This window comes from Pseudovibrio ascidiaceicola (assembly GCF_900114245.1).
In the GTDB taxonomy this organism is placed as follows: Bacteria; Pseudomonadota; Alphaproteobacteria; order Rhizobiales; family Stappiaceae; genus Pseudovibrio; species Pseudovibrio ascidiaceicola.
The window spans coordinates 331,666-352,535 of record NZ_FOSK01000007.1 but is presented as its reverse complement, the minus strand read 5'-3'; the positions used below and the strand labels follow the sequence as shown (position 1 = coordinate 352,535).

At 51.9% G+C, this 20,870-nt stretch carries 23 protein-coding genes; 7 read left to right on the top strand and 16 right to left on the bottom strand.

All coding sequences use genetic code 11. The features are described from left to right. From BM231_RS27480 to BM231_RS15435, 3 genes are all read left to right on the top strand, one after another. On the top strand, positions 1-565 hold a 565-nt coding region (locus BM231_RS27480; protein ID WP_208860399.1), incomplete at its 5' end, for a calcium-binding protein. 247 nt (positions 566-812) lie between these two features. Next, on the top strand, positions 813-1,859 hold the full coding sequence (gene dusA, locus BM231_RS15440; protein WP_093520711.1) for a tRNA dihydrouridine(20/20a) synthase DusA: 1,047 nt from the start codon (positions 813-815) through the stop codon (positions 1,857-1,859). A gap of 136 nt (positions 1,860-1,995) precedes the next feature. Then, positions 1,996-2,817, top strand: coding sequence for a sulfite exporter TauE/SafE family protein (locus BM231_RS15435; protein WP_057465977.1), 822 nt, complete (start codon positions 1,996-1,998; stop codon positions 2,815-2,817). A 79-nt stretch (positions 2,818-2,896) separates the two neighbouring features. Here the strand turns inward: BM231_RS15435 and BM231_RS15430 are convergent, their stop codons facing one another. From BM231_RS15430 to BM231_RS15415, 4 genes are all read right to left on the bottom strand, one after another. After that, entirely contained in the window at positions 2,897-3,595 is a 699-nt protein-coding gene (locus tag BM231_RS15430; RefSeq protein ID WP_093520709.1) for a retropepsin-like aspartic protease family protein, read from the bottom strand. Then, a complete protein-coding gene (locus BM231_RS15425) occupies positions 3,580-3,801 on the bottom strand; it encodes a DUF1289 domain-containing protein (RefSeq protein WP_280142343.1) in 222 nt (73 codons plus the stop codon). Before BM231_RS15425 ends, BM231_RS15430 begins: the two co-directional genes overlap by 16 nt. Before the next feature lie 40 nt (positions 3,802-3,841). Beyond that, positions 3,842-5,014: an alpha/beta hydrolase gene (locus BM231_RS15420; RefSeq protein ID WP_093520705.1), complete on the bottom strand. Its 1,173-nt coding sequence runs from the start codon at positions 5,012-5,014 to the stop codon at positions 3,842-3,844. A 154-nt stretch (positions 5,015-5,168) separates the two neighbouring features. Next, complete coding sequence (locus tag BM231_RS15415) at positions 5,169-5,987, bottom strand: adenosylcobinamide-GDP ribazoletransferase (RefSeq protein ID WP_063310750.1); 819 nt, start codon at positions 5,985-5,987, stop codon at positions 5,169-5,171. Positions 5,988-6,380: 393 nt separating this feature from the next. On the opposite strand from BM231_RS15415, the gene cobT reads away from it, so the two are divergent. Beyond that, positions 6,381-7,409, top strand: coding sequence for a nicotinate-nucleotide--dimethylbenzimidazole phosphoribosyltransferase (gene cobT, locus BM231_RS15410; RefSeq protein WP_093520703.1), 1,029 nt, complete (start codon positions 6,381-6,383; stop codon positions 7,407-7,409). Between the two features lie 164 nt (positions 7,410-7,573). Here the strand turns inward: cobT and BM231_RS27195 are convergent, their stop codons facing one another. From BM231_RS27195 to BM231_RS15395, 3 genes are all read right to left on the bottom strand, one after another. Beyond that, positions 7,574-7,930, bottom strand: coding sequence for a GFA family protein (locus BM231_RS27195; RefSeq protein WP_208860398.1), 357 nt, complete (start codon positions 7,928-7,930; stop codon positions 7,574-7,576). Between the two features lie 86 nt (positions 7,931-8,016). Next, positions 8,017-8,373: a GFA family protein gene (locus BM231_RS27190; protein WP_208860397.1), complete on the bottom strand. Its 357-nt coding sequence runs from the start codon at positions 8,371-8,373 to the stop codon at positions 8,017-8,019. Positions 8,374-8,421: 48 nt separating this feature from the next. Continuing rightward, a complete protein-coding gene (locus BM231_RS15395; protein ID WP_280142342.1) occupies positions 8,422-9,972 on the bottom strand; it encodes a sensor histidine kinase in 1,551 nt (516 codons plus the stop codon). Positions 9,973-10,176: 204 nt separating this feature from the next. Between BM231_RS15395 and BM231_RS15390 the strand changes: the two genes are divergently transcribed. The 3 genes from BM231_RS15390 to BM231_RS15380 all read left to right on the top strand — a co-directional run bounded on the left by BM231_RS15390 (position 10,177) and on the right by BM231_RS15380 (position 12,161). After that, positions 10,177-10,821: a glutathione S-transferase family protein gene (locus tag BM231_RS15390; protein ID WP_093520701.1), complete on the top strand. Its 645-nt coding sequence runs from the start codon at positions 10,177-10,179 to the stop codon at positions 10,819-10,821. Between the two features lie 80 nt (positions 10,822-10,901). Further along, complete coding sequence (locus BM231_RS15385) at positions 10,902-11,435, top strand: uracil-DNA glycosylase family protein (protein WP_084403674.1); 534 nt, start codon at positions 10,902-10,904, stop codon at positions 11,433-11,435. A 237-nt stretch (positions 11,436-11,672) separates the two neighbouring features. After that, positions 11,673-12,161 carry an Lrp/AsnC family transcriptional regulator gene (locus BM231_RS15380; protein ID WP_208860416.1) on the top strand — a complete coding sequence of 163 codons (489 nt, stop codon included), beginning with the start codon at positions 11,673-11,675 and terminating at the stop codon, positions 12,159-12,161. Positions 12,162-12,225: 64 nt separating this feature from the next. Here BM231_RS15380 and BM231_RS15375 read toward each other — a convergent pair whose 3' ends face one another. From BM231_RS15375 to BM231_RS15335, 9 genes are all read right to left on the bottom strand, one after another. Beyond that, positions 12,226-13,107, bottom strand: a complete 882-nt coding sequence (locus BM231_RS15375; RefSeq protein ID WP_093520699.1) for an NAD(P)-dependent oxidoreductase — start codon at positions 13,105-13,107, stop codon at positions 12,226-12,228. 145 nt (positions 13,108-13,252) lie between these two features. After that, on the bottom strand, positions 13,253-14,170 hold the full coding sequence (locus tag BM231_RS15370; RefSeq protein WP_208860395.1) for an ABC transporter permease: 918 nt from the start codon (positions 14,168-14,170) through the stop codon (positions 13,253-13,255). Continuing rightward, complete coding sequence (locus BM231_RS15365) at positions 14,167-14,877, bottom strand: ABC transporter permease (RefSeq protein ID WP_063310755.1); 711 nt, start codon at positions 14,875-14,877, stop codon at positions 14,167-14,169. Before BM231_RS15365 ends, BM231_RS15370 begins: the two co-directional genes overlap by 4 nt. Positions 14,878-14,954: 77 nt before the next feature. After that, positions 14,955-15,731 (bottom strand): transporter substrate-binding domain-containing protein, encoded by a 777-nt coding sequence (locus BM231_RS15360; protein WP_093520697.1) that lies wholly within the window; start codon positions 15,729-15,731, stop codon positions 14,955-14,957. A 255-nt stretch (positions 15,732-15,986) separates the two neighbouring features. Further along, positions 15,987-16,763 carry a transporter substrate-binding domain-containing protein gene (locus BM231_RS15355; RefSeq protein WP_093520754.1) on the bottom strand — a complete coding sequence of 259 codons (777 nt, stop codon included), beginning with the start codon at positions 16,761-16,763 and terminating at the stop codon, positions 15,987-15,989. Between the two features lie 418 nt (positions 16,764-17,181). Continuing rightward, a complete protein-coding gene (locus BM231_RS15350) occupies positions 17,182-17,958 on the bottom strand; it encodes a transporter substrate-binding domain-containing protein (protein WP_057465987.1) in 777 nt (258 codons plus the stop codon). A gap of 262 nt (positions 17,959-18,220) precedes the next feature. Next, positions 18,221-19,459 (bottom strand): molybdopterin molybdotransferase MoeA, encoded by a 1,239-nt coding sequence (locus BM231_RS15345; protein ID WP_093520695.1) that lies wholly within the window; start codon positions 19,457-19,459, stop codon positions 18,221-18,223. Positions 19,460-19,564: 105 nt separating this feature from the next. Further along, positions 19,565-20,206: a molybdenum cofactor guanylyltransferase MobA gene (gene mobA, locus BM231_RS15340; protein ID WP_093520693.1), complete on the bottom strand. Its 642-nt coding sequence runs from the start codon at positions 20,204-20,206 to the stop codon at positions 19,565-19,567. Positions 20,207-20,394: 188 nt separating this feature from the next. Continuing rightward, the gene (locus BM231_RS15335; RefSeq protein WP_063288313.1) at positions 20,395-20,853 is read right to left on the bottom strand and encodes a BLUF domain-containing protein; all 459 of its coding nucleotides are present in this window, start codon (positions 20,851-20,853) and stop codon (positions 20,395-20,397) included. Positions 20,854-20,870: the final 17 nt, after the last annotated feature.

Sequence of the window (20,870 nt, the reverse complement as noted above, 5' to 3'; positions counted from 1 at the left end):
TCAGTTCACTCGTCCATCCGGAACGGACAGTGACGACCTTCTTCTGACGTTCTATGATGGCGGTACGCTGCTGATCAAGAACCAGTTTAGCGATGGTCAGGGTATCCAGACGATCCGCTTTGCAGACATCGCTGAGTTTGTGCTGACAGGCTACCAGATCATGGAGGCCACGTTTAACACCACGTTGGGCGATGATGTCATCCATGGCGGTGATCAGGGTGATACGCTTTACGGTGGTTCAGGCAACGACACACTTCATGGTTATGAGGGCGATGACACGCTGATTGGTGGTGATGGTGACGACACCCTTATGGGTGGCGCAGGCAATGATACTTTCAGGTTTGAGTATACCTATTTTGGCAACGACACCATTACAGACTTTAATGTTGGTACTGAAGTTATTCAGTTTGAGTTTGGCGGATTAACAAGCTTTGGGGAGCTGTTGGAAGCTGCAAGTGATGTGGGACCAGATGTTGTTATTCAGCTCGATCAGGAGACATCAATTACTTTGAACGGTGTTCAGCTCGATAACCTTCATGAGAGCAATTTTGAATTTCTGATCTAAACAGCCACATGCCGTTATAGAAGGTTGATACTTGGGGCGGTCGGTTTGAAACCGGCTGCCCTAAGTGCTTTTTTGGCGAACACTTCGATGCACCATCACCAGATGTGCCCTGACCAATATCTTCATTCGCCTTAACCATCCATTCCGTCATTGCAGCCCATTCGTACGTTTCTGGTGGGTCTGACTTGCCAATTTGGTACAGAAAGGGCAAAAGACTGCGACTTGAGGCAGTTTGAGACCGTCGTGAATGACTGAAGCAACAAAAAAACTCTATAATATCAAGAACCCCGTCTTCGCAGTTGCGCCGATGCTTGACTGGACGGACAGGCATTGCCGTGCGTTTCATCGTGTCCTTTCCAAGAACTCGCTGCTCTATACCGAGATGGTTACCACTGGCGCCTTGATCCATGGCGACAGGGACCGTCATCTCCGTTTTTCTAAAGATGAACAACCAGTTGCCTGCCAGTTGGGTGGCTCTGATCCCAAAGCGCTGGCCGAATGCGCCAAGATGGTTGAAGACTGGGGCTATGATGAGGTCAACCTCAACGTGGGGTGCCCATCTGACCGCGTGCAGTCCGGCAAGTTTGGTGCTTGTTTGATGCTGGAGCCAGAGCTGGTGGCGGAAGGCATTGCCGCCATGAAGGATGTGGTGTCCATTCCTGTCACGACTAAATGCCGTATTGGGGTGGATGATCAGGAGCCGGAAGAAGCGCTGAATGCGCTGGCAGATAAAGTCATCGCAGCTGGCACAGACGCACTGTGGGTGCATGCCCGCAAGGCCTGGCTGAAAGGTCTGAGCCCGAAGGAAAACCGCGATGTGCCGCCGCTGGATTATGACCTTGTCTACCGTCTGAAGCAACGCTTGCCGGATGTGTTTATCGGCGTCAACGGTGGTGTCGCCACATTGGAAGAGACCTCAGCGCATCTGGAAAAGCTGGACGGCGTGATGATGGGCCGTGCGGCCTATCAGAACCCGATGCTGCTGGCTGAAGTGGATCGCGTGGTCTACGGCGAAGCCACCAACACAATCTCGCCGGTTGAAGCGATGGACATCTACCGCAGCTATATCGAGGATGAGTTGACGGCTGGCACTAAGCTCGCGTCTATCACCCGCCACATTTTAGGAACATACCAAGGCGTTCCCGGTGCCCGTCACTTCCGCCGTATCATGACGGTAGAAGCCAACAAGGCTGGCGCAGGGATTGAAGTGCTGGAAGATGCACTGGCCGCCGTATCACACCATCAAAGCGCAATGCGTGAAGCACGTGAGCAAAAAGAGGCCGCATTGATTTAGAGCGTATTCCCGGCAAATCGACACCGGTTTTCGGACAAGAGTACGCATGAGGGATGCGGGCTCCCGAAAAAATGGATATCGGTTTTCGGAAAAGAATACGCGTAGCAAAATTCGTTTGGAATTGAGGAGGGGCAGCATGGACATGATTTCGGCGTCTATGCTGGGTTTCGGAGCGGCATTGGTTGCCTCCGGCGCACTAGCAGGTTTTCTGGCAGGATTGTTTGGTATCGGAGGCGGCGCAATCCTTGTGCCGGTTCTCGTGACCATTTTAACGGAAGTGGGCGTTGATCCTGACGTCGTGGTCCACATCTCGGTGGCATCCTCTCTGGGAGTGATCGTCCCAACGTCTTTACGGTCGTTCTTCGCACATAAAAAGAAGGGCGCAGTGGATCTGTCCTTGCTGAAAAGCTGGATTATTCCGGTGCCAATCGGCGTGCTGTTGGCATCTTATGTCGCCGCGCTCGTTTCAGGGGATACGCTCAAGGGCATCTTTGCTGTGATCGCGTTCGTGGTCGCCATGCGCATGCTGTTCAACCGTGAAAGCTGGAAGCTGGGCAACGATATTCCGGGCAATCCGGTGCGTGCGCTCATTGGCGTGCTGATCGGCTTCTTCTCAACGCTCATGGGCATTGGCGGCGGTGTTATGAACAACACCTTCATGACCTTGTTTGGCCGCCCAATCCATCAGGCGGTTGCAACATCCTCTGGTGTTGGAGTGTTGATTTCCATTCCGGCTGTCTTTGGCATGGTCGCGGCTGGGTGGGGCGCACCCAATCTGCCACCGTTCTCTGTTGGCTACATCAACCTGCTGGCCGTGGCGCTGATCATTCCGATCACAATCTATGTGGCACCACTGGGCGCGCACTTTGCGCACAATCTGCCAAAGCGAAAGCTGGAAGTCGCGTTCGGTGTCTTCCTGCTCATCGCTTGCGCCCGGTTTACCTTCAGCCTGCTGTAAGCCAGCCCCTCGTAGAAACAAGAAAAGCCGCTAACAGTGATGTCAGCGGCTTTCTTTTATCTGATATCAGATGAATGATTTATCGAGCCCTCAGGATCAGCTGATTGCCTTCCATGCGCCAGCTGGCAAACGTGTTCAGGGCACTCATGCCCAACAAACTGGTTGAGAGCATCTCCTCCTGCGCCACAAAGGCAGGCACGTCGTTTAGGTCCCAGTTTCCGATCTGCATATCCTGCAAGCGCACACGGGCCACAAAGCCCATGCCGTTGGCAGTAGAAACCGGCGTTGTGAAGGATAGGTTTTGCGTATCAATGCCAACCCGGCGGGCATCGCCATAAGAAAGGGTGATATGGGACGCGCCCGTATCCACCAGCATGTCGACAGAGGTGCCATCCACCTGCGCATCAATGAAGAACTGATGGTTGATGCCGCGAGAGATCACCAACTCGCCGCTTGCTGTCTGCGAGATGGAGCCGGGGAACAACTCGGACATCACACGGTCACGAACGGTTATCAATTCATAGCGGTACGAGTAGCCGATAATCAGCAGCAGCGCCAAACCACCCCAGAAGACGACTGCGCCAAAAACTTCGCGAAATTTCGGGCGGCGGATCAGCACACCCATCCCAATCACAATCCCCATGGCGAGCAGGGCAACGAGGCGCGGCCCGTCCTCCTGAAACTTGTCGCCTAAAAACTCGGGTGTTCCAAGGTATCCAGTCGCAACGCCAATCACCATTGCGCCAATAAGGATGACAAGGCCTATCGTCCAGCGCATTGAACATCCTCCTGTGTTACTGTCAGAAATCGGGCTTTCCGGGCAGGGAGTTTTGCCAGCACATCATGTTGAGCTTGCGCGGAGAGGGACCCCCATCCGGCAATCTCACTCAAAAGACGCCAACAGCTCACGCACATCGTCCGGTCTTCATCCAGCTTACACAGTTTTAAACAAGGGCTGGCTGGTGGTTCTAAAGTGACTGACAAAATAAAGTCCTACAATATCGTTGGGGCTCCAACGCGCGTCTTAAGGGCGCGTTGAAACTGATCCGGGTGTGCTCACCACAATCTTGGCTGTGTGGCCAAGGAACTCGGTAAAGCTGCGTCCGGCATTGCCAAGGCGCCCGCCAATACCTTGTTTGCTTCTGTTCTGCTTACCCTGCTCAAGTGCTTTGACAAGTTGAGGGCCAAACTGAGCAAGCTGCGCATATTTGTCATGGTTGATCGAATCTTGTGACTCTACCTCTGTCAGATCAATAACAACAATGCCAAGTTTCGTCAGCCTTTCGTCGTCTTCCACATCACCAACACGCGCTTTACCGCCAGCAAGCCTGCGAGAGAAGCGCAGCGCCCGGTCATCACGCGAGACCAGAACAAAAACAGGGTTTGCTCTGTACCCAAGAGAGGTAATCATTGTTTCGAAAACATCAATATCAATGTCAGGAGAGGCCATGACAACGGTGACTTTTTTGTTCTTTAAAAGCCCTTTGCCCTGAAGCTCCATTTGTCGCAAGGTCTCCAGCAGCAACAGGTTGCCAAGAGAGTGCGCCACAATGGTAATGCGTTGTGCACTGGAGTTCGTCAGATCTATAAGGACTTTCTCCAGCCCATCTCGTGCAATGGCAACGCTGTTGGTGTCGTAAATGTAGTCTGTGAGATAACCGGCTGAGGCCCAGGTGAACAGAATAGGCAAGCGCTTCTCTTTTGCATCAGCTGCCATCTGTGCCAATCGGAAAACACCCTCAGAGAAGCGGGTGTTGTATCCATGAATAAACAGCACGGCCTCACGCTCTTTTCCGGAGCGCATTGCAAGCTCGCGGTTTATCTGTTGCTGAAACGCGGCATTTCCATCGATGTAAGAGGCTTGGCGAACCACGAAATCAGTGTTCGGGTTACCCGGAGGCGAAGAGGGCCATGCGATCCGTCCTGGTTCGTGGGATGGCGGAATGGAAATGGTCGCCGACCCAAAATCCAGTTTTTCAGAACGCTTCGAAGAGTAGAACTCATGAGGTACGTCAGAGCGCGCACGCGTGGTGGCGATGAGCATACTGACTTCTCTGGTCCCCGGCGCTTCTTCCAAGGAAACACGCAAGGCATCCGGTCCGGGCCGCGAGGCACAACCAGCAAGGACAGCAGCGGCCAGCGCAATGGTGGCAACTCGTTTTAATGCAGACAGTGCGCAAGCAAAAGAAGGCGTCATGGTTTCTCCGGGCCCGTATGGTTCAATCAGTGGGTCTCTCGCGTTCTAGGCAGTCAATGCGCGTAGAATAAAGCTAAAATGCTAGCAAATGATTGCACAATGATGGTTTCTTAGCGTGCCGCTTCGGTTTTCAGGCAGCAAGATGCAGCAGGCTCTAAAGAGAAAGGACGCCCAGCAGGAAGCCCAGTGAGCCAACTTGTTGTGCAGCCCCCAAAACATCACCCGTGATGCCCTTAATTTTTGCCAGAGATAATTTTGCCAAGGCACCCACCACCACAAAGCTGAAGGCTGCCCCAAACGCCACCTGCCAGAAGCTCAGGTAAAACAAGCTGATGACCAACAGCGGCAAGGCAAAGCCCGCAGCCCAGGAAACCGCACTGTTCTGCGGAATGCCGAAGCGGGTGGAAAGCCCGCCATGGTAAGCAGGCGGCATTGTGTTCCAGATCCAGATCATGCCAAGCCGGCCAGTCGTTTCCGCGGCCAGATAACCAAGCGCCGCGCCCATGCCGCCAAACCTCTCCAGCAACATGGAAAGAAGCAGCCAGCGCAAGCTGAGGGAAAGCACAAGCGCCACGGTGCCAAAAGCACCAATACGGCTGTCCTTCATGATCTCAAGCCGTCGCTCAGCCGTATGACCTCCAAAGAACCCGTCAACCACATCAGAAAGGCCATCTTCATGCAGGCAGCCCTGAACAGCTGCGGCCACAGCCACCGCCAGCAACGCCACAATGGCAGGCGACAGGGCGCTTTGGGCAAGCACGAGCAGCACCAGCATACTTGGCAGCGAAATGATGACTCCCGCCAGCGGAATACTGCGTGCGCGCATCCGAAAATCAGGTGCCGTGTTCAGGTCATCCCAGCTTCCCAGTTTCGGCAAGGGAATGCGGGAGAAGAAGCGCACCAGTTCAGCCACCTCGGCTAAAATGGAAGAGGAGGACCTAAGAGAATCTTCTGAATGTTTGTCGTCGGACATGATGGGTTCTCACAGAAATGAAACCGGCATGAAATACCGCTGGATTCAGTTAAAGCGCGTTCCATTTGATTGCTTCAATCAAATGACAAGAATTCGCTCAAACACAGAGATTTCAGAGCACGGCGCATGAATGCGCAAGCTCTAAATCAACAATTTGTAGTTTGCAAAGCCGTGGAAACCACAAATAGTTGATAAGTCTCATTTGTATTCTGCTTCCGGTGGCTTATAGATCTGCGCAATCAACAAAGCGCAAAAATTCATTTTGCGGGTCAACTAATGCGTATCTCCGAAAAGTGGAAACCGGTTTTCGGATCAAAGATACGCGGAAACAAAAGCTAAAGCAGTTCAACCGATCCAACCTGAATGAGAACTGCTTTAAGTTCGGAGAAGCGTATGTCTCTTGCAACGTCTGCACTGCCATTCGATGATATCAGAAACCTGGTGGGCGCAATGCCCGGTCCAAGCCTTGAAGCTATTGAGGCAGTGAAGAAACGCGATGCGCAGCTGACGAAGCCTCTTGGGTCTTTGGGCCGTCTGGAAGAGCTCGTGGAATGGCTGGCAGCTTGGCAGGGCATGCCAATGCCAAAGGTCACTCGTCCGCTGGTTGCTGTGTTCGCTGCAAACCATGGCGTTGCTGACAAAGGCGTTTCCGCGTTCCCGAAAGAAGTGACCGCGCAGATGGTCTCCAACTTTGCAGCGGGCGGCGCAGCCGTAAACCAGCTTTGCATTGCTTATGATCTCGGCCTCAAAGTGTTTGAACTGGCGCTCGAAATGCCAACCCCGGACATCTCCGAGGAAGACGCCTTTGAAGAATCCGAGTGCGCAGCAACCATGGCCTTCGGCATGGAAGCGATCTCCGGCGGGACTGATCTGCTCTGCCTTGGCGAAATGGGCATCGCAAACACCACTGTTGCTGCCGCTATCTTCTACGCACTGTTCGGTGGCACTGCAGAAGAATGGGTTGGTCCGGGCACTGGTGTTCAGGGCGATGCGCTGAAAAACAAGATTGCTGTTGTTGAGCAAGCTGTGCAGCGGATCGGCGGTCCGGGCAAAGTGGAGCCTCTGGAAGTTCTGCGCCGGATCGGCGGCCGCGAAATCGCAGCAATGGCAGGTGTTATTCTGGCAGCACGCATGCAGCAGGTTCCTGTTGTTGTTGATGGGTTCGTCACCTCCGCCGCAGCTGCCATCCTTTATAAGATGGATAAGACCGCATTGGAGCACTGCGTGTTCTCTCATGCTTCCGCTGAGCCTGCACACCGCCGCGCCCTGACCGAGATGGGTGGCAAGCCTCTTCTGGATCTGGGCATGCGTCTGGGTGAAGGTTCTGGTGCAGCAATCGCAGCAGGCATCATCAAGGCAGCTGCAGCGACCCACGCAGGCATGGCGACCTTCGCTGATGCAGGCGTTGCAGCTCAGGACTAATATGAGAATAGCCCCTCTTCTGAGGAGGGGGATAAATTGAAAAAGGTCGCCTCAACTCCACGGAGTAAGGCGGCCTTTGTCGTTTTCAGTAAATAACGCAGGAAAAACGCGTTCCTTTCAAACCAATGCACATAGCAACGCAAACGTGGGTTTGATGAGCCGCGTTAATCGACAAAGCGCCATGTATCAGCGCCGTCAAAGTGGCGCACACGGATGTCCTTCACATCCTCGGCAGGCACCAGCCGTGTGTTCACCGCCATTTTATCCCCGTCAGGATCAACCGGCGCCCAGTGCGTGGTGTTCCCGCAAGTTTTGCAGGTATGAAACTCAAGGCCCTTGTCACCCCACAAATACGTGAAGGTCGCGTCCGGCTCTTTCTCAATGCTCACGTTCTTGGGCGAACCGTGCGCCCAGATGGTGCCGTAGCGACGACAGGCAGAGCAATTGCACTCTGTCAGCCACTCTGGTTTTTCACGAAATTCAAACTTAACTGCACCGCAATGGCATGAGCCACGTAGCATATGTTTCTCCCGGTAAATGATTGAAGCGTTATTCCGCAAACACAAGGCAAAACAAGTCGCGGGATCTCGCTGAAAATGAATGGGGTTTAATCCAGAAACTGCCCAGTATCAGCACCGTCAAGATGGCGGATAGGGATGTCTTTCACATCCTCAAACGGCACAAGACGGGTATTGACCGCCATGCGGTCATAGTCCTCATCCAGATCGGACCAGTGAGTGGTATTTCCGCAGGTTTTGCAGGTATGGAATGCAATCATCTTATCACCCCAAACGTAGGTGAATGTCGCATCCGGAGCTTTCTCAATGGTCACGTTCCTGGGCGATCCGTGTGCCCAAATGGTGCCGTACCGACGACAGGCAGAGCAGTTGCACTCTGTAAGCCATTCTGGATTTTCACGAAATTCGAACTTAACCGCACCGCAGTGGCATGAACCACGAAGCATACATTTCCCCCAATATACGCATCTAGAACAAATTAAGAACATATACCCTTAACCTGCACGAAGCAAGGGTTCTCTATCCTTGCGTGTACTCGGGTCTGGTGTTGGGATCGGGTCGATATGGCTCAACACGCGCTTGGCGGGTAGGGAGATTGTCGCCTGCGTTCCTTCTCGCAGTTTGGAGGCAAGCTTGAACTCGCCTTCATGCATGTGCGCCAGTGCCTGCACAATGGAAAGACCAAGGCCAGTGCCTTGCTCTGCATCCTGAATGGCCTGCGTGCCCTGACCAAAAGCCTGTAACACCACAGGGATCTCTTCCTCAGGGATGCCAGCACCAGTATCGCTCACACTGATGTACTGACCACCAGCACCATCAATGCCCACGTGTATGGAGATTTCCCCCTCAGGCGGCGTAAACTTCACGGCGTTGGTCAAAAGGTTCAGCACCATCTGGCGCAGCGCTTTTTCATCTGCCCAGACTTTGCTCAGGCCCTTCTCATAGACCTCATGGATTTCGATGTTTTTAGCCGCTGCCCGCAAATGCATCATGTGCTTGCAGGCCGCTGCCACATCCCGCAAACAGATAGGCTCTTCCTGTAACTCATAACGGCCTGCCTCAATGCGCGACAGGTCCAGAATCTCATTGATCAGATTGAGCAGATGCTCACCGGACTGATTGATATCCTTGGAATAATCCAGATAGGTCTTGTTGTGCATCTGGCCAAGAACTTCGTCCTTCATCACCTCGGAGAACCCGAGAATCGCATTCAGAGGTGTGCGTAATTCGTGACTCATTGTCGCAAGAAAACGTGTTTTGGCGAGGTTCGCTTCCTCAGCACGGCGTCGTGCTTCCTGAGAAATTGCATTCACCTGTTCCATCTCGGAGATCAGGTGGTCCTTCTCAGCGCGGTATTCCAGCAAGGTCAAAGCAGAGTTATGCAACTGCTTGCTGAGGATATAAAAGAACAACTGCGCCCCAATCGCCATCATCCCCATCGCGTAATGAGGCATGCTGTCATACTGCCAGAAACTGAAGATCAGTGCCCCCGTAATCGGGGCAGTGGCAGCCAGCAAAGCGCCGGGGAGAGGGGACGACAACATGGTCGCCATGGCAATGACGATCAGCATGGTCGCGAACTGGAAGACGCCAAACCCATAATCCGTGTTGAATTGCAGGTTGCCGATAAAAAAGATAGCCCAAACAATGCCATAGAGCATGTCGCCGGCAAAAAGCTCTCTGCGAATTGAGCGCAGATCACCTTCCTGAGCTAAGCTTTTTTCCATTCGTTTTGTAGAAAGAAGAATAAGGGAGTGAGCGATCAGCATGGCCGCAAGCCAGCCTCCGGCCACTTCCACAGGAAGCCATACACTTGAGATGGTCGCAGCCACAATGGCGATCATCGGCATGGCGTAGGCCACCGACAATCTGTTCTTCACGAACATCAAAATAAGATCAGCTTCAAAACTGGGTCGCACGCCCTCTACGGTGCCAAGACGTTCGCGAGCATCCGTTACGGTACGTGCAACCTCGCGCCGGCGATTTGCTCGGGCACGATTAATAGTTGTTTTGTCCTTACTATTCTGCGACGATCCGTTGTTCATGTATTCTCGGCCTCTGTGTGCCAATAGATTGACGGGATACTTGCTCTTTTGACCAGAATGAACATGATCTCTTAAGATTGCTCTGATTCATAAGGTTAATGTTGGGTTTACAGGGTCTAAAAAATGCTAGGTTTTCGCCCCATTTTGGGACAGTTTCTCTTTTAGATTGTAGGGGCAACAGCTCGTGGTTGTTGGGAGGCACCGTTGAAACTTTATAGCCATAGGCAAGCGCCTAACCCTTTTCGCGTCACTCTGTTCCTTGCTGAGAAGGGCGTTAAGGTTAACACTGCCTACGTAGATTTCATGCATGGCGAATTGAAGGCAGATGAGTTTAAAGCGATCAATCCGTTTCAGCGATTGCCCGTACTCGTGCTGGAGGATGGAACAGCGATATCCGAAAGCTGTGCCATTTGTCGTTACATAGAAGAAATGAACCCACTCAAGCCTTTGCTGGGCCAGACGGCCAAGGACAGGGCGCTGATTGAGATGTGGAACAGGCGTGCCGATCTGGGCTTATTGAACGAAGTCGCTCAGGTCTTCCGCCACACCAATCCAGCCATGGCACCGCTTGAGCAGCCACAGGTTAAAGAATGGGGCGAGGCGAACAGGCCAAAAGCGCTTGCAACGCTTGCCATTTTTGATGCGCAGCTGGCAAGCAATCGGTTTGTTGCTGGTGATCGGTATTCAATTGCTGACATCACATTATTCGCAGCAATCAACTTTGCCCGCGTAATTAAGCTGCAAGTCCCTGAGGAACTTGGTAATCTGCGTAGATGGTATTCAATGATGACAGAGCGTCCGGGAGTGCAGGCAGCGCTTCAGGTGATGAAAGAGACCTCCAGCGCTTAAGAGAGCGCATCGCCGCTTGCAGGGTCTGTGTGGAGCAGCCTATCCGCCAACCATTGCCTCACGAGCCAAGGCCCGTTGTTGTGTTGTCCTCAACGGCTCGCATCGCCATATGCGGTCAGGCTCCGGGAACGCGCGTCCACGCCTCTGGAAAACCGTTTACAGACCCATCAGGAGATCGCCTGCGCGACTGGATGGGCATAGGTGAAGAGGTCTTCTACGACCCCGCCAAACTTGCAATTATCCCCATGGGCCTGTGTTTTCCGGGCTTGGACTCAAAAGGGGGCGATAAGCCACCAAGGCCGGAATGCAAGAAAACCTGGCATCAAGAAATATTCAGCAATATGCCGCAGATTGAAACACTGCTGGCAATAGGTGGTTACGCACAGGCCTATCACATGCCCGAGCTCACCAAAAAACGCCTTTGGGAAACAATTGCTGATTTTCGATCAATCTGGGATAGGACGGTAGAGCGTCACGCCAAAGGCCTCGGCCCTCGTGTTCTCCCGCTCCCCCATCCATCCTGGCGCAACAATGCCCACATAAAAAAACATCCTTGGTTCGAGAATGAGCTGCTTCCGCTCCTGAAAGAAGAAGTAAGCCGTCTTTTGAGCTGATTTGAGAGATTCTTTTTTTATGTGCCTATGAATATGGGATTGGTTTTCTTTGGCTCCTGCTGAAATCTATCTTGATGAAAATAAATTTCATGAAATTAATAGTGTGTAGAACGAAAACCTATATTCCTGCATAAATCTTGCTGTTTGAAGCTGGAATAACATTTCACATGACCTTATGCTTCCTGCAATGATTTTGCGCCAAACAATAATTCCGGTGGGAGATAGGGGTATAATATGATCGATAGGATCGACCGTCGCATTCTGTCCATTCTACAAGAAGACAGCACCATTCCCGTAGCTGAGATCGGTCGCCGCGTCGGCTTATCAACCACCCCATGCTGGCGTCGTATCCAGAAGATGGAAGAGGACGGGGTCATCACCCGCCGCGTCGCAGTGCTTGACCCAAAGAAGGTCAACGCCAAAGTCACCGCCTTCGTCGCCATCACCACCAACGAACACACCGACGACTGGCTCCGCAAATTTGCAGATGTCATCCGAGAGTTCCCAGAAGTGGTGGAATTCTACCGTATGGCCGGACAGGTAGACTACCTGCTGCGCGTTGCCGTTCCAGACATTGATGCTTATGATGATTTCTATAAGCGACTGATTGCAAAGGTAAATATCGCAGACGTGTCCACGTCCTTTGCGATGGAGCAGATCAAGTACACCACTGAACTGCCGCTCTCTTACATCATCGCCGAAAAGCCAAAAGCAAACATGTCATAGGACCTGTTCGCCAAAGCTGAGAACTAAAAAAGCCCCGGTCATCTGATCGGGGCTTTGTGTTTTTTTATTTCTTGTCGGCGTTGTTCAGCCGGGCAATCAGGCTGGAGGTATCCCAGCGATTGCCGCCCATGCCTTGAACCTCTGCGTAGAACTGATCCACCAGCGCTGTCACCGGCAAGCGTGCACCAACCTCGTCAGCAGCTTCAAGACAGATCTTCAGATCCTTGCGCATCCAGTCCACTGCAAAGCCATGCTCGAACTCTCCCTCACGCATGGTCTCCCAACGGTTCTCCATCTGCCAGGACTGTGCAGCCCCGCCACGTACCGCTGAAATGGCTTTCTCAACGTCAAGGCCTGACTTCTGTGCAAAATGAATTGCCTCAGATAGACCCTGTACCAGACCAGCAATACAGATCTGATTGACCATCTTGGTCTGCTGACCTGCACCAACCGGACCCATCAATCCCGCAAACTTTGCAAAGCAATCGATGAATGGTTTTGCGCGATTGAAGACCTCTTCCTCCCCGCCAATCATAACAGTCAGGACACCGTTCTCAGCACCTGCCTGCCCACCAGACACAGGCGCGTCAAGGAAAGAAAATCCCCCCTTACGTGCAGCTTCATCCAGCTCGCGGGCCACCTGAGCAGAAGCCGTTGTATGGTCTACGAAGATAGCGCCAGCCTTCATGCCGTGAAATGCGCCGTTCTCGCCGGTCGTAACAGAGCGCAGGTCGTTGTCGTTGCCAACACAAGCAAAAACAACGTCACAGCCCTCAACGGCCTCCTGAGGGGTCAGAGCGAAGGAGCCATCGTATTCCTTGGCCCATGCCTCTGCTTTGGCTGTTGTCCGGTTGTAAACGGTAACGTCATGCCCACCACGTGAGGCCAGAAAACCCGCTATTGGGTATCCCATAACACCCAAACCAATAAACGCGACCTTTGCCATCGGACTATCCTTATAATCTTGAATCAGAGCGCAGCAACACTACCAGCTTCACCAGCAGATACCACGTAAATTCACGAGGTCTATCAATGAAAAAAGCGCAGGCTTTTGGACCTGCGCTTTCAAGTATTTGTCTCGGCCTATTGGTTTATCTTTTCAGATGGCGCGTCAAGCGAGCCTCAATACGGTCCCACGCCCGGCGCAATGCTTCCACCATCACAAGGTAGGCAATCGCAGCCCAAACATAGGCCTGGAAGTCGTAGGTCCGTGAAAAGGCACGACGCGTTTCACCCATCAGATCATAGATAGTGATGATCGCCACAATCGCGGAACCTTTGATCATCAGGATGATCTCATTGCCGTATGGACGCAGAGAAACGATCAGAGCCTGCGGAAGAATAATTTTCCAAAAGGTCACCCACTTCGGCAGACCAAGCGCAGCAGCTGCTTCCCACTGTCCTTTCGCGATGTTCTCAATGGAACCACGCAGGATCTCTACCTGATAAGCGGCTGTATTCAGCGTGAACGCAAGCACTGCACAGTTCCATGCATCCCGGAAGAACCACCACAGATCAACGGACTGCAACGGAACACGGAAGGTACCAGCGCCGTAATAGATAAGAAACACCTGAGCCAGCAGCGGCGTGCCGCGGAAGAAGTAGACGTAACCGTATGCAATGCCGCCCAGAATACGGTTCTTGCTCATCCGCATGAAGGTCATCGGAATGGAAAGCAAAACGCCCAGCAGCATGGAAAGGCCAACAAGCTTCAGGGTGATGATGAAGCCTGAAACGAACTTCTCACCGTACTTGGTCAGGAACTTCGCATTGTGGGTGAGGGAAACAGGCAGAAGGCCATCACCGCCAAACACCAATGCAACGCTGTTGGAATTCAACAGGAACCATACGATACCCAGACCACCCGCAATCCAAAGTGTCAGCCAGGTGGTGCCAACAATGCGCGTTGGTGTCCACGGACGGGACGTCGGAGACGGAGGAGGGGCTTTCGCCTGAATTGTCTGAGATTGAACGTAGCTTCCCGGAGCGCCGATAGAAACATCACTCATCTAGGGGTCTCCCCGCGTTTAGCCCATGCATCCAGACGGGAAATACCACCGGAAGAAATGATCGCCAAAACAAGATAGATCGCACAAGCCACTGCAAAGAACAGGAATGGCTCTTTGGTGGTACGCGCTGCCATATTGGAATAGCGAATAATGTCCGCCAGACCGATAATGGAGACCAGAGAAGTCTCCTTCAGCAGAATGAGCCATAGATTGCTCAACGCAGGCAAAGACAAGCGAACGAGCTGCGGCAGGATAACCAGACGCATGGTCTGTACGTATCCCAGACCGAGCGCATTAGCGCCTTCGTACTGGCCTTTGTTGATCGCGCGGAACGCAGAAAGGAAAGCTTCGGAGGCGTAGGAAGAAAACACAAGTGACAAGGCAATCATACCCGCCAGAAACGCGTTCACTTCAAAATAGAATTCCCCGAACAGTGCAAGCACTTGCTGGATGAGGATCTGACCACCGTAATAGACAAGGAAAAGGGTAAGAAGCTCGGGAAGTCCCCGAAAAATTGTAGTGTAAATGTTGGCTGCAGCGCGAAGAGAAGGCTCTTCGGACTTCTTCGCAAGCGCCAGCAGAAAACCTAAAAGCAAGCCAATGGGAAGGCTTGCTAACGCAAGAGAGACGGTCATGACAACGCCAAGTGCTATCTCGTCTCCCCAGCCCATGTCCCCAAAGGACAAGAGTGTGAAAATTTCATTCATTACGGGGATTGCCCCTATTCTTTTTAGAACGGCGGGAAACTGGTCCCGCCGTCAGAGTGTATTGCAGCTTGACGCCATCACTCTCCGTAGGCGTCAAAGTCGAAATATTTATCGTTGATCTCTTTGTACTTTCCATTCTCACGTAAAGCAATAACCGCTTTGGAGAATAGGTCTGCCAAGTCTTGGTCGTTCTTACGAACGCCTACACCAACGCCTTCACCATGTATCTCTGGAATAGGTGACATGGTACCGAGCAGTTTACAGCAATTGCCTTCCTCTGACTTCAGCCAGTCAGAAAGAACAACTACGTCATCAACTGCAGCATCAAGTCTACCACTTTCCAAATCGAGTTTATATTCATCAGCAGTAGGGTACAGAGACACTTCTGATTTAGTCAAAATGTCTTCAGCAAACACTGCGTGTGTCGCGCCAACCTGCGCGCCTACAAGAGCACCAGACATTCCTTCAATGGAGGCTTCGGTAATCTTGCTATCGTTTGGTACTGCCACTCCCGGAGGGGTCTGGTAGTACTTCTCAGAGAACTGAATGCGTTGCTTCCGTTCTGGTGTGATGGACATGGATGCCATGATCGTGTCGTACTTGCCTGCAACGAGGCCCGGGATCAATCCATCCCAGTCAACCGGCATCCATTCACATTCAACCTTCAGTTCAGCGCAAAGCGCGTTGCCCAGTTCAATCTCAAAGCCAATCAGCTTGCCATCGGCAGTGGTGTAGGCAAATGGAGGGTACGAGGCTTCAGTACCAATTCGGACTTTGGTCCATTCCTTTGCCTGAACCTGAGTTGAAGCAAGAAGTGCGAGTGTTGCAACAGTGGCAAAGCGCATGAAGCCCATTTGTATTCCCCTTTGTAAATTCTTGGCAGGGGTCATCAAGATGGCTCCCTGCACAGCCGGGGCGCATATTTAAATGGAAGAAAGAAAATTTCAACCTATTTGAGTAGGGGTGTCGGCAGAAAATAGCCAATTCATTCCATCTTGAGAGGGGTAAGTTTCCATTTTGATCAGTTTTGAGCATCGTTGTTCTACAAAACGGTGATGCATCACAGAAACTTTCCCCAGCCTCGATGCTTTCTTGCCTCGTTTCAGCTGTTACTCGCCAAAAGCGTCCTGAGAGAAATACTTGTCATTGATCGTCTTGTAGGTGCCGTTTTCACGAATGGCGAGAATAGCTTGTGAGAAGCGATCTGCCAGCTCTTCCTGCCCTTGACGAACGCCTACACCGATGCCCTGGCCGTGTAGCTCAGGCTGAATTGGCAGAGAGCCGATGATTTTACAGCAAGAGCCTGCTTCTGAATCCACCCAGCTTTGCAAAACACCGAGATCATCAATCACAGCATCCAGACGACCGTTTTCGATGTCCAGCTTGTATTCTTCAGAGGTTGGGTACAATGACACGTCAGCATCGGAGTAGATCTCTTCCGCCACAACAGAGTGCGTGGTGCCGCCCTGTGCGCCAATCAGTAGGCCTTCCAGTGCTTCAGGAGTGATCTCGGAAACTGTAGAATCCTTAGGCACTGCAATGGTTGAGGGTGTGTTGTAATAGCTGCGAGAGAACGAAATACGCTCAAGACGCTCTTCCGTGATGGACATGCTGGCGATGATCGCATCGTACTTTCCAGCAACCAGACCCGGGATCATGCCATCCCATTCCTGCGTGCCCCACTCACACTCAATCTTCATCTCTGCGCAAAGAGCATTGCCGATTTCAACGTCAAAACCAGTCAGAACACCGTCAGAACCTGTGAAGTTGAAGGGAGGGTAAGCGCCTTCTGTCGCAATACGCAGTTTGGTGATCTCATCTGCCTGAAGGGCTGAAGCAGCAGTGAAGCTCATAAGTGTCGCAAGCGCGATACGGGCAAAAGACATCCGTGCATCCTTGTTCTTTTTGGCAGAGTGGTTGTTTTGGTTGTGCTCTGCATTTGTTGCCAAGGACACTATAAAAAATGCGCAGGACTTCAACTGAAATAACGGAGATATCGGAAGAAAAATGCACCATATGCCGTTATTGTGAAGTGATATCCGTTAAATTGACGAGTTGTGTGGAAGAAATATTTCTCCGGTATTCTAAGCTGAGTGAGAAAACTATGTCTCCTAACGCTCTGAAGTGCGGAAATGAGTATTCTCGGAATCAATAGTGATTTGTCATTTTGAGAGCTGAAACTGGTCAATTTGCCAAACTGGCGACTTTGGATGGTCAAAATGGCAAAAGAAAACCCTCGGGTGTCTAAACACCCGAGGGTCTCAAATCCGTCAGCTGATAAATCAGCTGAGCGCCAAGTTATTCTTATTCGCCGTAAACGTCGAACTTGAAGTACTTGTCGTTGATTTCTTTGTATTTACCGTTAGCACGCAGTGCAGCGATGCCCTTGGTGAACAGAGCAGCAAGATCTTCGTCGCCCTTACGAACGCCGATGCCTGCGCCTTTACCGTGGATCTCTTCAACAGACTGCATGGTGCCAAGGATCTTACAGCAAGAACCTTTGTCAGAGCTGATCCACTGTTCCAGAGCCATCACGTCGTCAACAACAGCGTCAACACGGCCATTTTCCAGATCCAGCTTGTACTCTTCAGAAGTTGGGTAAAGAGCAACGTCGGAACCGTTCAGGATCTCTTCAGCGAACTGAGAGTGCGTGGTGCTACCCTGTGCGCCAAGACGAACGCCTTTAAGGCCTTCTGGTGAGGCTTCACTCAGCTCGGAATCTTTGCGTACTGCGATGCCTGGAGGAGTGTTGTAGTACTTCTCAGAGAAGGAGATCTTTTCCATACGCTCTGGCGTGATGGACATAGACGCAAGGATGGTGTCGTACTTGCCAGCAACCAGACCAGGGATGATGCCATCCCAGTCCTGAGTAACCCATGTACACTCAAGCTTCAGCTCGTCACAAAGAGCATTCCCAATCTCAATGTCAAAGCCAGTCAGTGTTCCGTCAGCGGTGGTATAGTTGAATGGAGGGTAGGCGCCCTCGGTGCCCATGCGAACCTTTGTCCATTCTTTTGCTTCCGCGCCAGAAACTGCTGCCAACGCAATTGCTGCTACTGCTGCCAAACGCATAATACGCATATTATGTCCCCGAATTAATTATCTTGGCAGGGTTTCTTAAGGTAGGCCCCTGCATAACCGGAGCTTATGTTTCACTAAAAGTATCCGTAGATCAACCTATATACTGGGCATATTAGGCTAATTAATAGCAAAATGACGATGCTTCGCGGTAATATCTTGCAATATTTCGCAGCTTTGAGGGCAAACTTGTTAAAATTACAACCAGTGATCTAGGCGTGGAAAAATGGCTCGCACGCGATTCTGAAAATGCGAGCCAGCAGAGTTACCTAAGGCCAATTTCATCAAAGCTGATGAACGGAACTAGATCACCTTCGCGAACAGATGTCATATCTTCTGTCAACTCAATAAAGCCATCGGCGAAAGTCAAAGAAGATAACAAGGCTGATCCATCACTGTGGTACTTGGTCAGTTTAAGAGCGCCATTTTCAGTCACACGGCGCCCGCGCAAAAACTCACGGCGTCCGGCTTTGCGGTCTGAAATCTCAAAATCTGCAGCAATGTATTGGCGCGGTGCTTCAATGAAGTCAGCCCCGGCAAGCGCTTCAATCAACGGGCGTGCGAGAAACGCAAAAGCGACCGTTGCAGCAACTGGATTGCCGGGCAATCCGATAAACACGCAATCAGGCAACTCGCCTACCATGAATGGGCGCCCGGGCTTAACGGCCAGGTGCCAGAAAGTAGTCTTGCCAAGTTTGGAAAGTGTGGTTGAAACGAAATCCTTGTCACCACCACCAGCACCGCCAGAGGTCAAGATCACATCACAGTCTTTAGAGGCAGCTTCTAACGCTGCTTCAACAACATCACGCTGATCCGCCAAAATGCCGAGATCCACCAGTTCGACCGGCAAATTGGCAAGCATCCCGCGCAGCAGGAAGTGGTTTGCATCAAAGATCTGCCCGTCCTTCCGCGCTGTCCCCGGGCGGATCAGTTCATTTCCCGTTGAGAACACACCAACCTTCAGTCGCCGGTACGTTTGGAGTTGGCCAATGCCTATGGAGGCTGCTGCAGCAATCTCTTGTGGGCGCAGCACGGTACCCGCCTTAACAATAGGCGCGCCTTTGGTCTGGTCTTCACCCTTGCGACGGATATTGCAGCCAATCGGATAGCTCCGAGAGAGCTTTACGTGCCGCCCACCACCACTTTCGCTCTCAGAGCAATCTTCCTGCGGCACCACAAAATCAGCACCTTCCGGAACAGGCGCACCTGTAAAGATCCGCGCAGCTTCGCCAGCCTTAAGCGATGTTTCCGGCATGGAACCAGCAAATATCTCCATCACCACTGCAAAAGATGTCTGCTCGGATCCACCTTGCGCAATTGCGTAGCCATCCATCGCAGAGTTATCAAGCGGAGGAAGGTCGCAGGTTGCAATTATATCTTCCGCAAGAACACGGCCATACGCCTCGTAAAGCGATGTTTCTTCTGCAGTGACTTTGCAGCGACCTAAACCTCGCAAATGAGAAAGGGCTTCGTCAAAGCTCAGACTGGGCGTTTTCGTGTTCATGTCTATTCCGGAAACTTGAGTGGGCGTGGTTCTTTATTTATCAGAGTCACGCCTTAGGATTTGGCAAAAATCAAAGATCTCACAGGCATCTGACCGTTTTGACGACTATTGCACCTGTAATTGAGCAATATGCTCAAGTGCAACGGGAATATCTTCCGGTGTGTTGATGTTAAAGAAGGGATCAACCGCGTTCTGAAGTTCGAATTCCACGATGACGGGCGGATAGTCTTTAAAAAAGCCTTTGATGCTGCGACCACCCTTCAAAAGGTACTCTTTTAAAGGATCTGCTAAGGCCACAGACCACAGGCCAAATGCAAAGTGGTCTCGCCCACCGCTGGAGCAAATGATCGGGGCGCCTGCATTCGCTATTCTGCTGGCAGCAAGCGTCTCCACTAAATCCGTTGGAAAAAACGGCGTATCAACTGCCACAGTCACAACGTCAGATGCGTCAGGAACGTTTTGTCTTACCCAGTTCAATGAACTGTGAACACCAGCCAATGGCCCTAGGTGGCCTTCAAGCTCATCAGTAAGCATCGGTAATCCCAGGCTCTCATGAAGGCCGCTTGGCTCATTCACGCTCAAAACACTCTGCACAACTTGCCCATGCAAGCGGGATGCAACATGTTCCAACAAAGCCGTGCCATTCAGGTCCAGCAATGCTTTGTCAGAGCCGCCCATGCGTCGGGACTTCCCACCGCAGAGGATACAACCGATCACTTTGTTTCGCTTCTCTGTTTCAACAGACATACCTGACTTCCCACTTAGACCTGACGCGCAAATCATCAGCGCTACTTGTGAAGCAGGATAGGGCAGGGTGCAAAGTGGCATCCAGTCGCAAACCACAAGAAAACGCTCCTAAAGGCAGTGGGAGGAGAGGTGCCTTTAAGAGCGTTTGGGAGCGGTGGTCATGCCACCTTGGGGAACAAGTATTGGGACTACATGAGTGCAAGGCGGCTGGTCAGCTGGCTTTCGCTCATGTTCATTGAGAGCAGAAGCAGCAACTCCATCACTTCCTCGCTGCAGGTGCGGTCAGGATGGGCAAGGAGGTTGCCGAAAAACTTGGGATATTGACTATCTGCTTCCTCACGAAGGTCACAGAAATGCATCCAGCAATTATGGAAGAGCCTGAAATCCTGCTCTTCATTGGAGAGTACGGTCAGATCAGAATGCCGCTTATCTTCAAGCACACACTCAAACGTTCGCTTCACTAAAGGCCATGGGCCTTCCAAAAGCTGAAAGACATGATTGTCTGTCAGGATCAGTGCGCCGGTAACGCCTGCCATCGAATTGATGCGCCGAATACGTGTCAACGACCGCTCGACTTCTTCATCGAGGCTATAGCGAAGCGCAGGCCAATGAATGCGGCTGCGATAACATAATTGCGTAACACTCATTGTCAGATCCTCCGGTT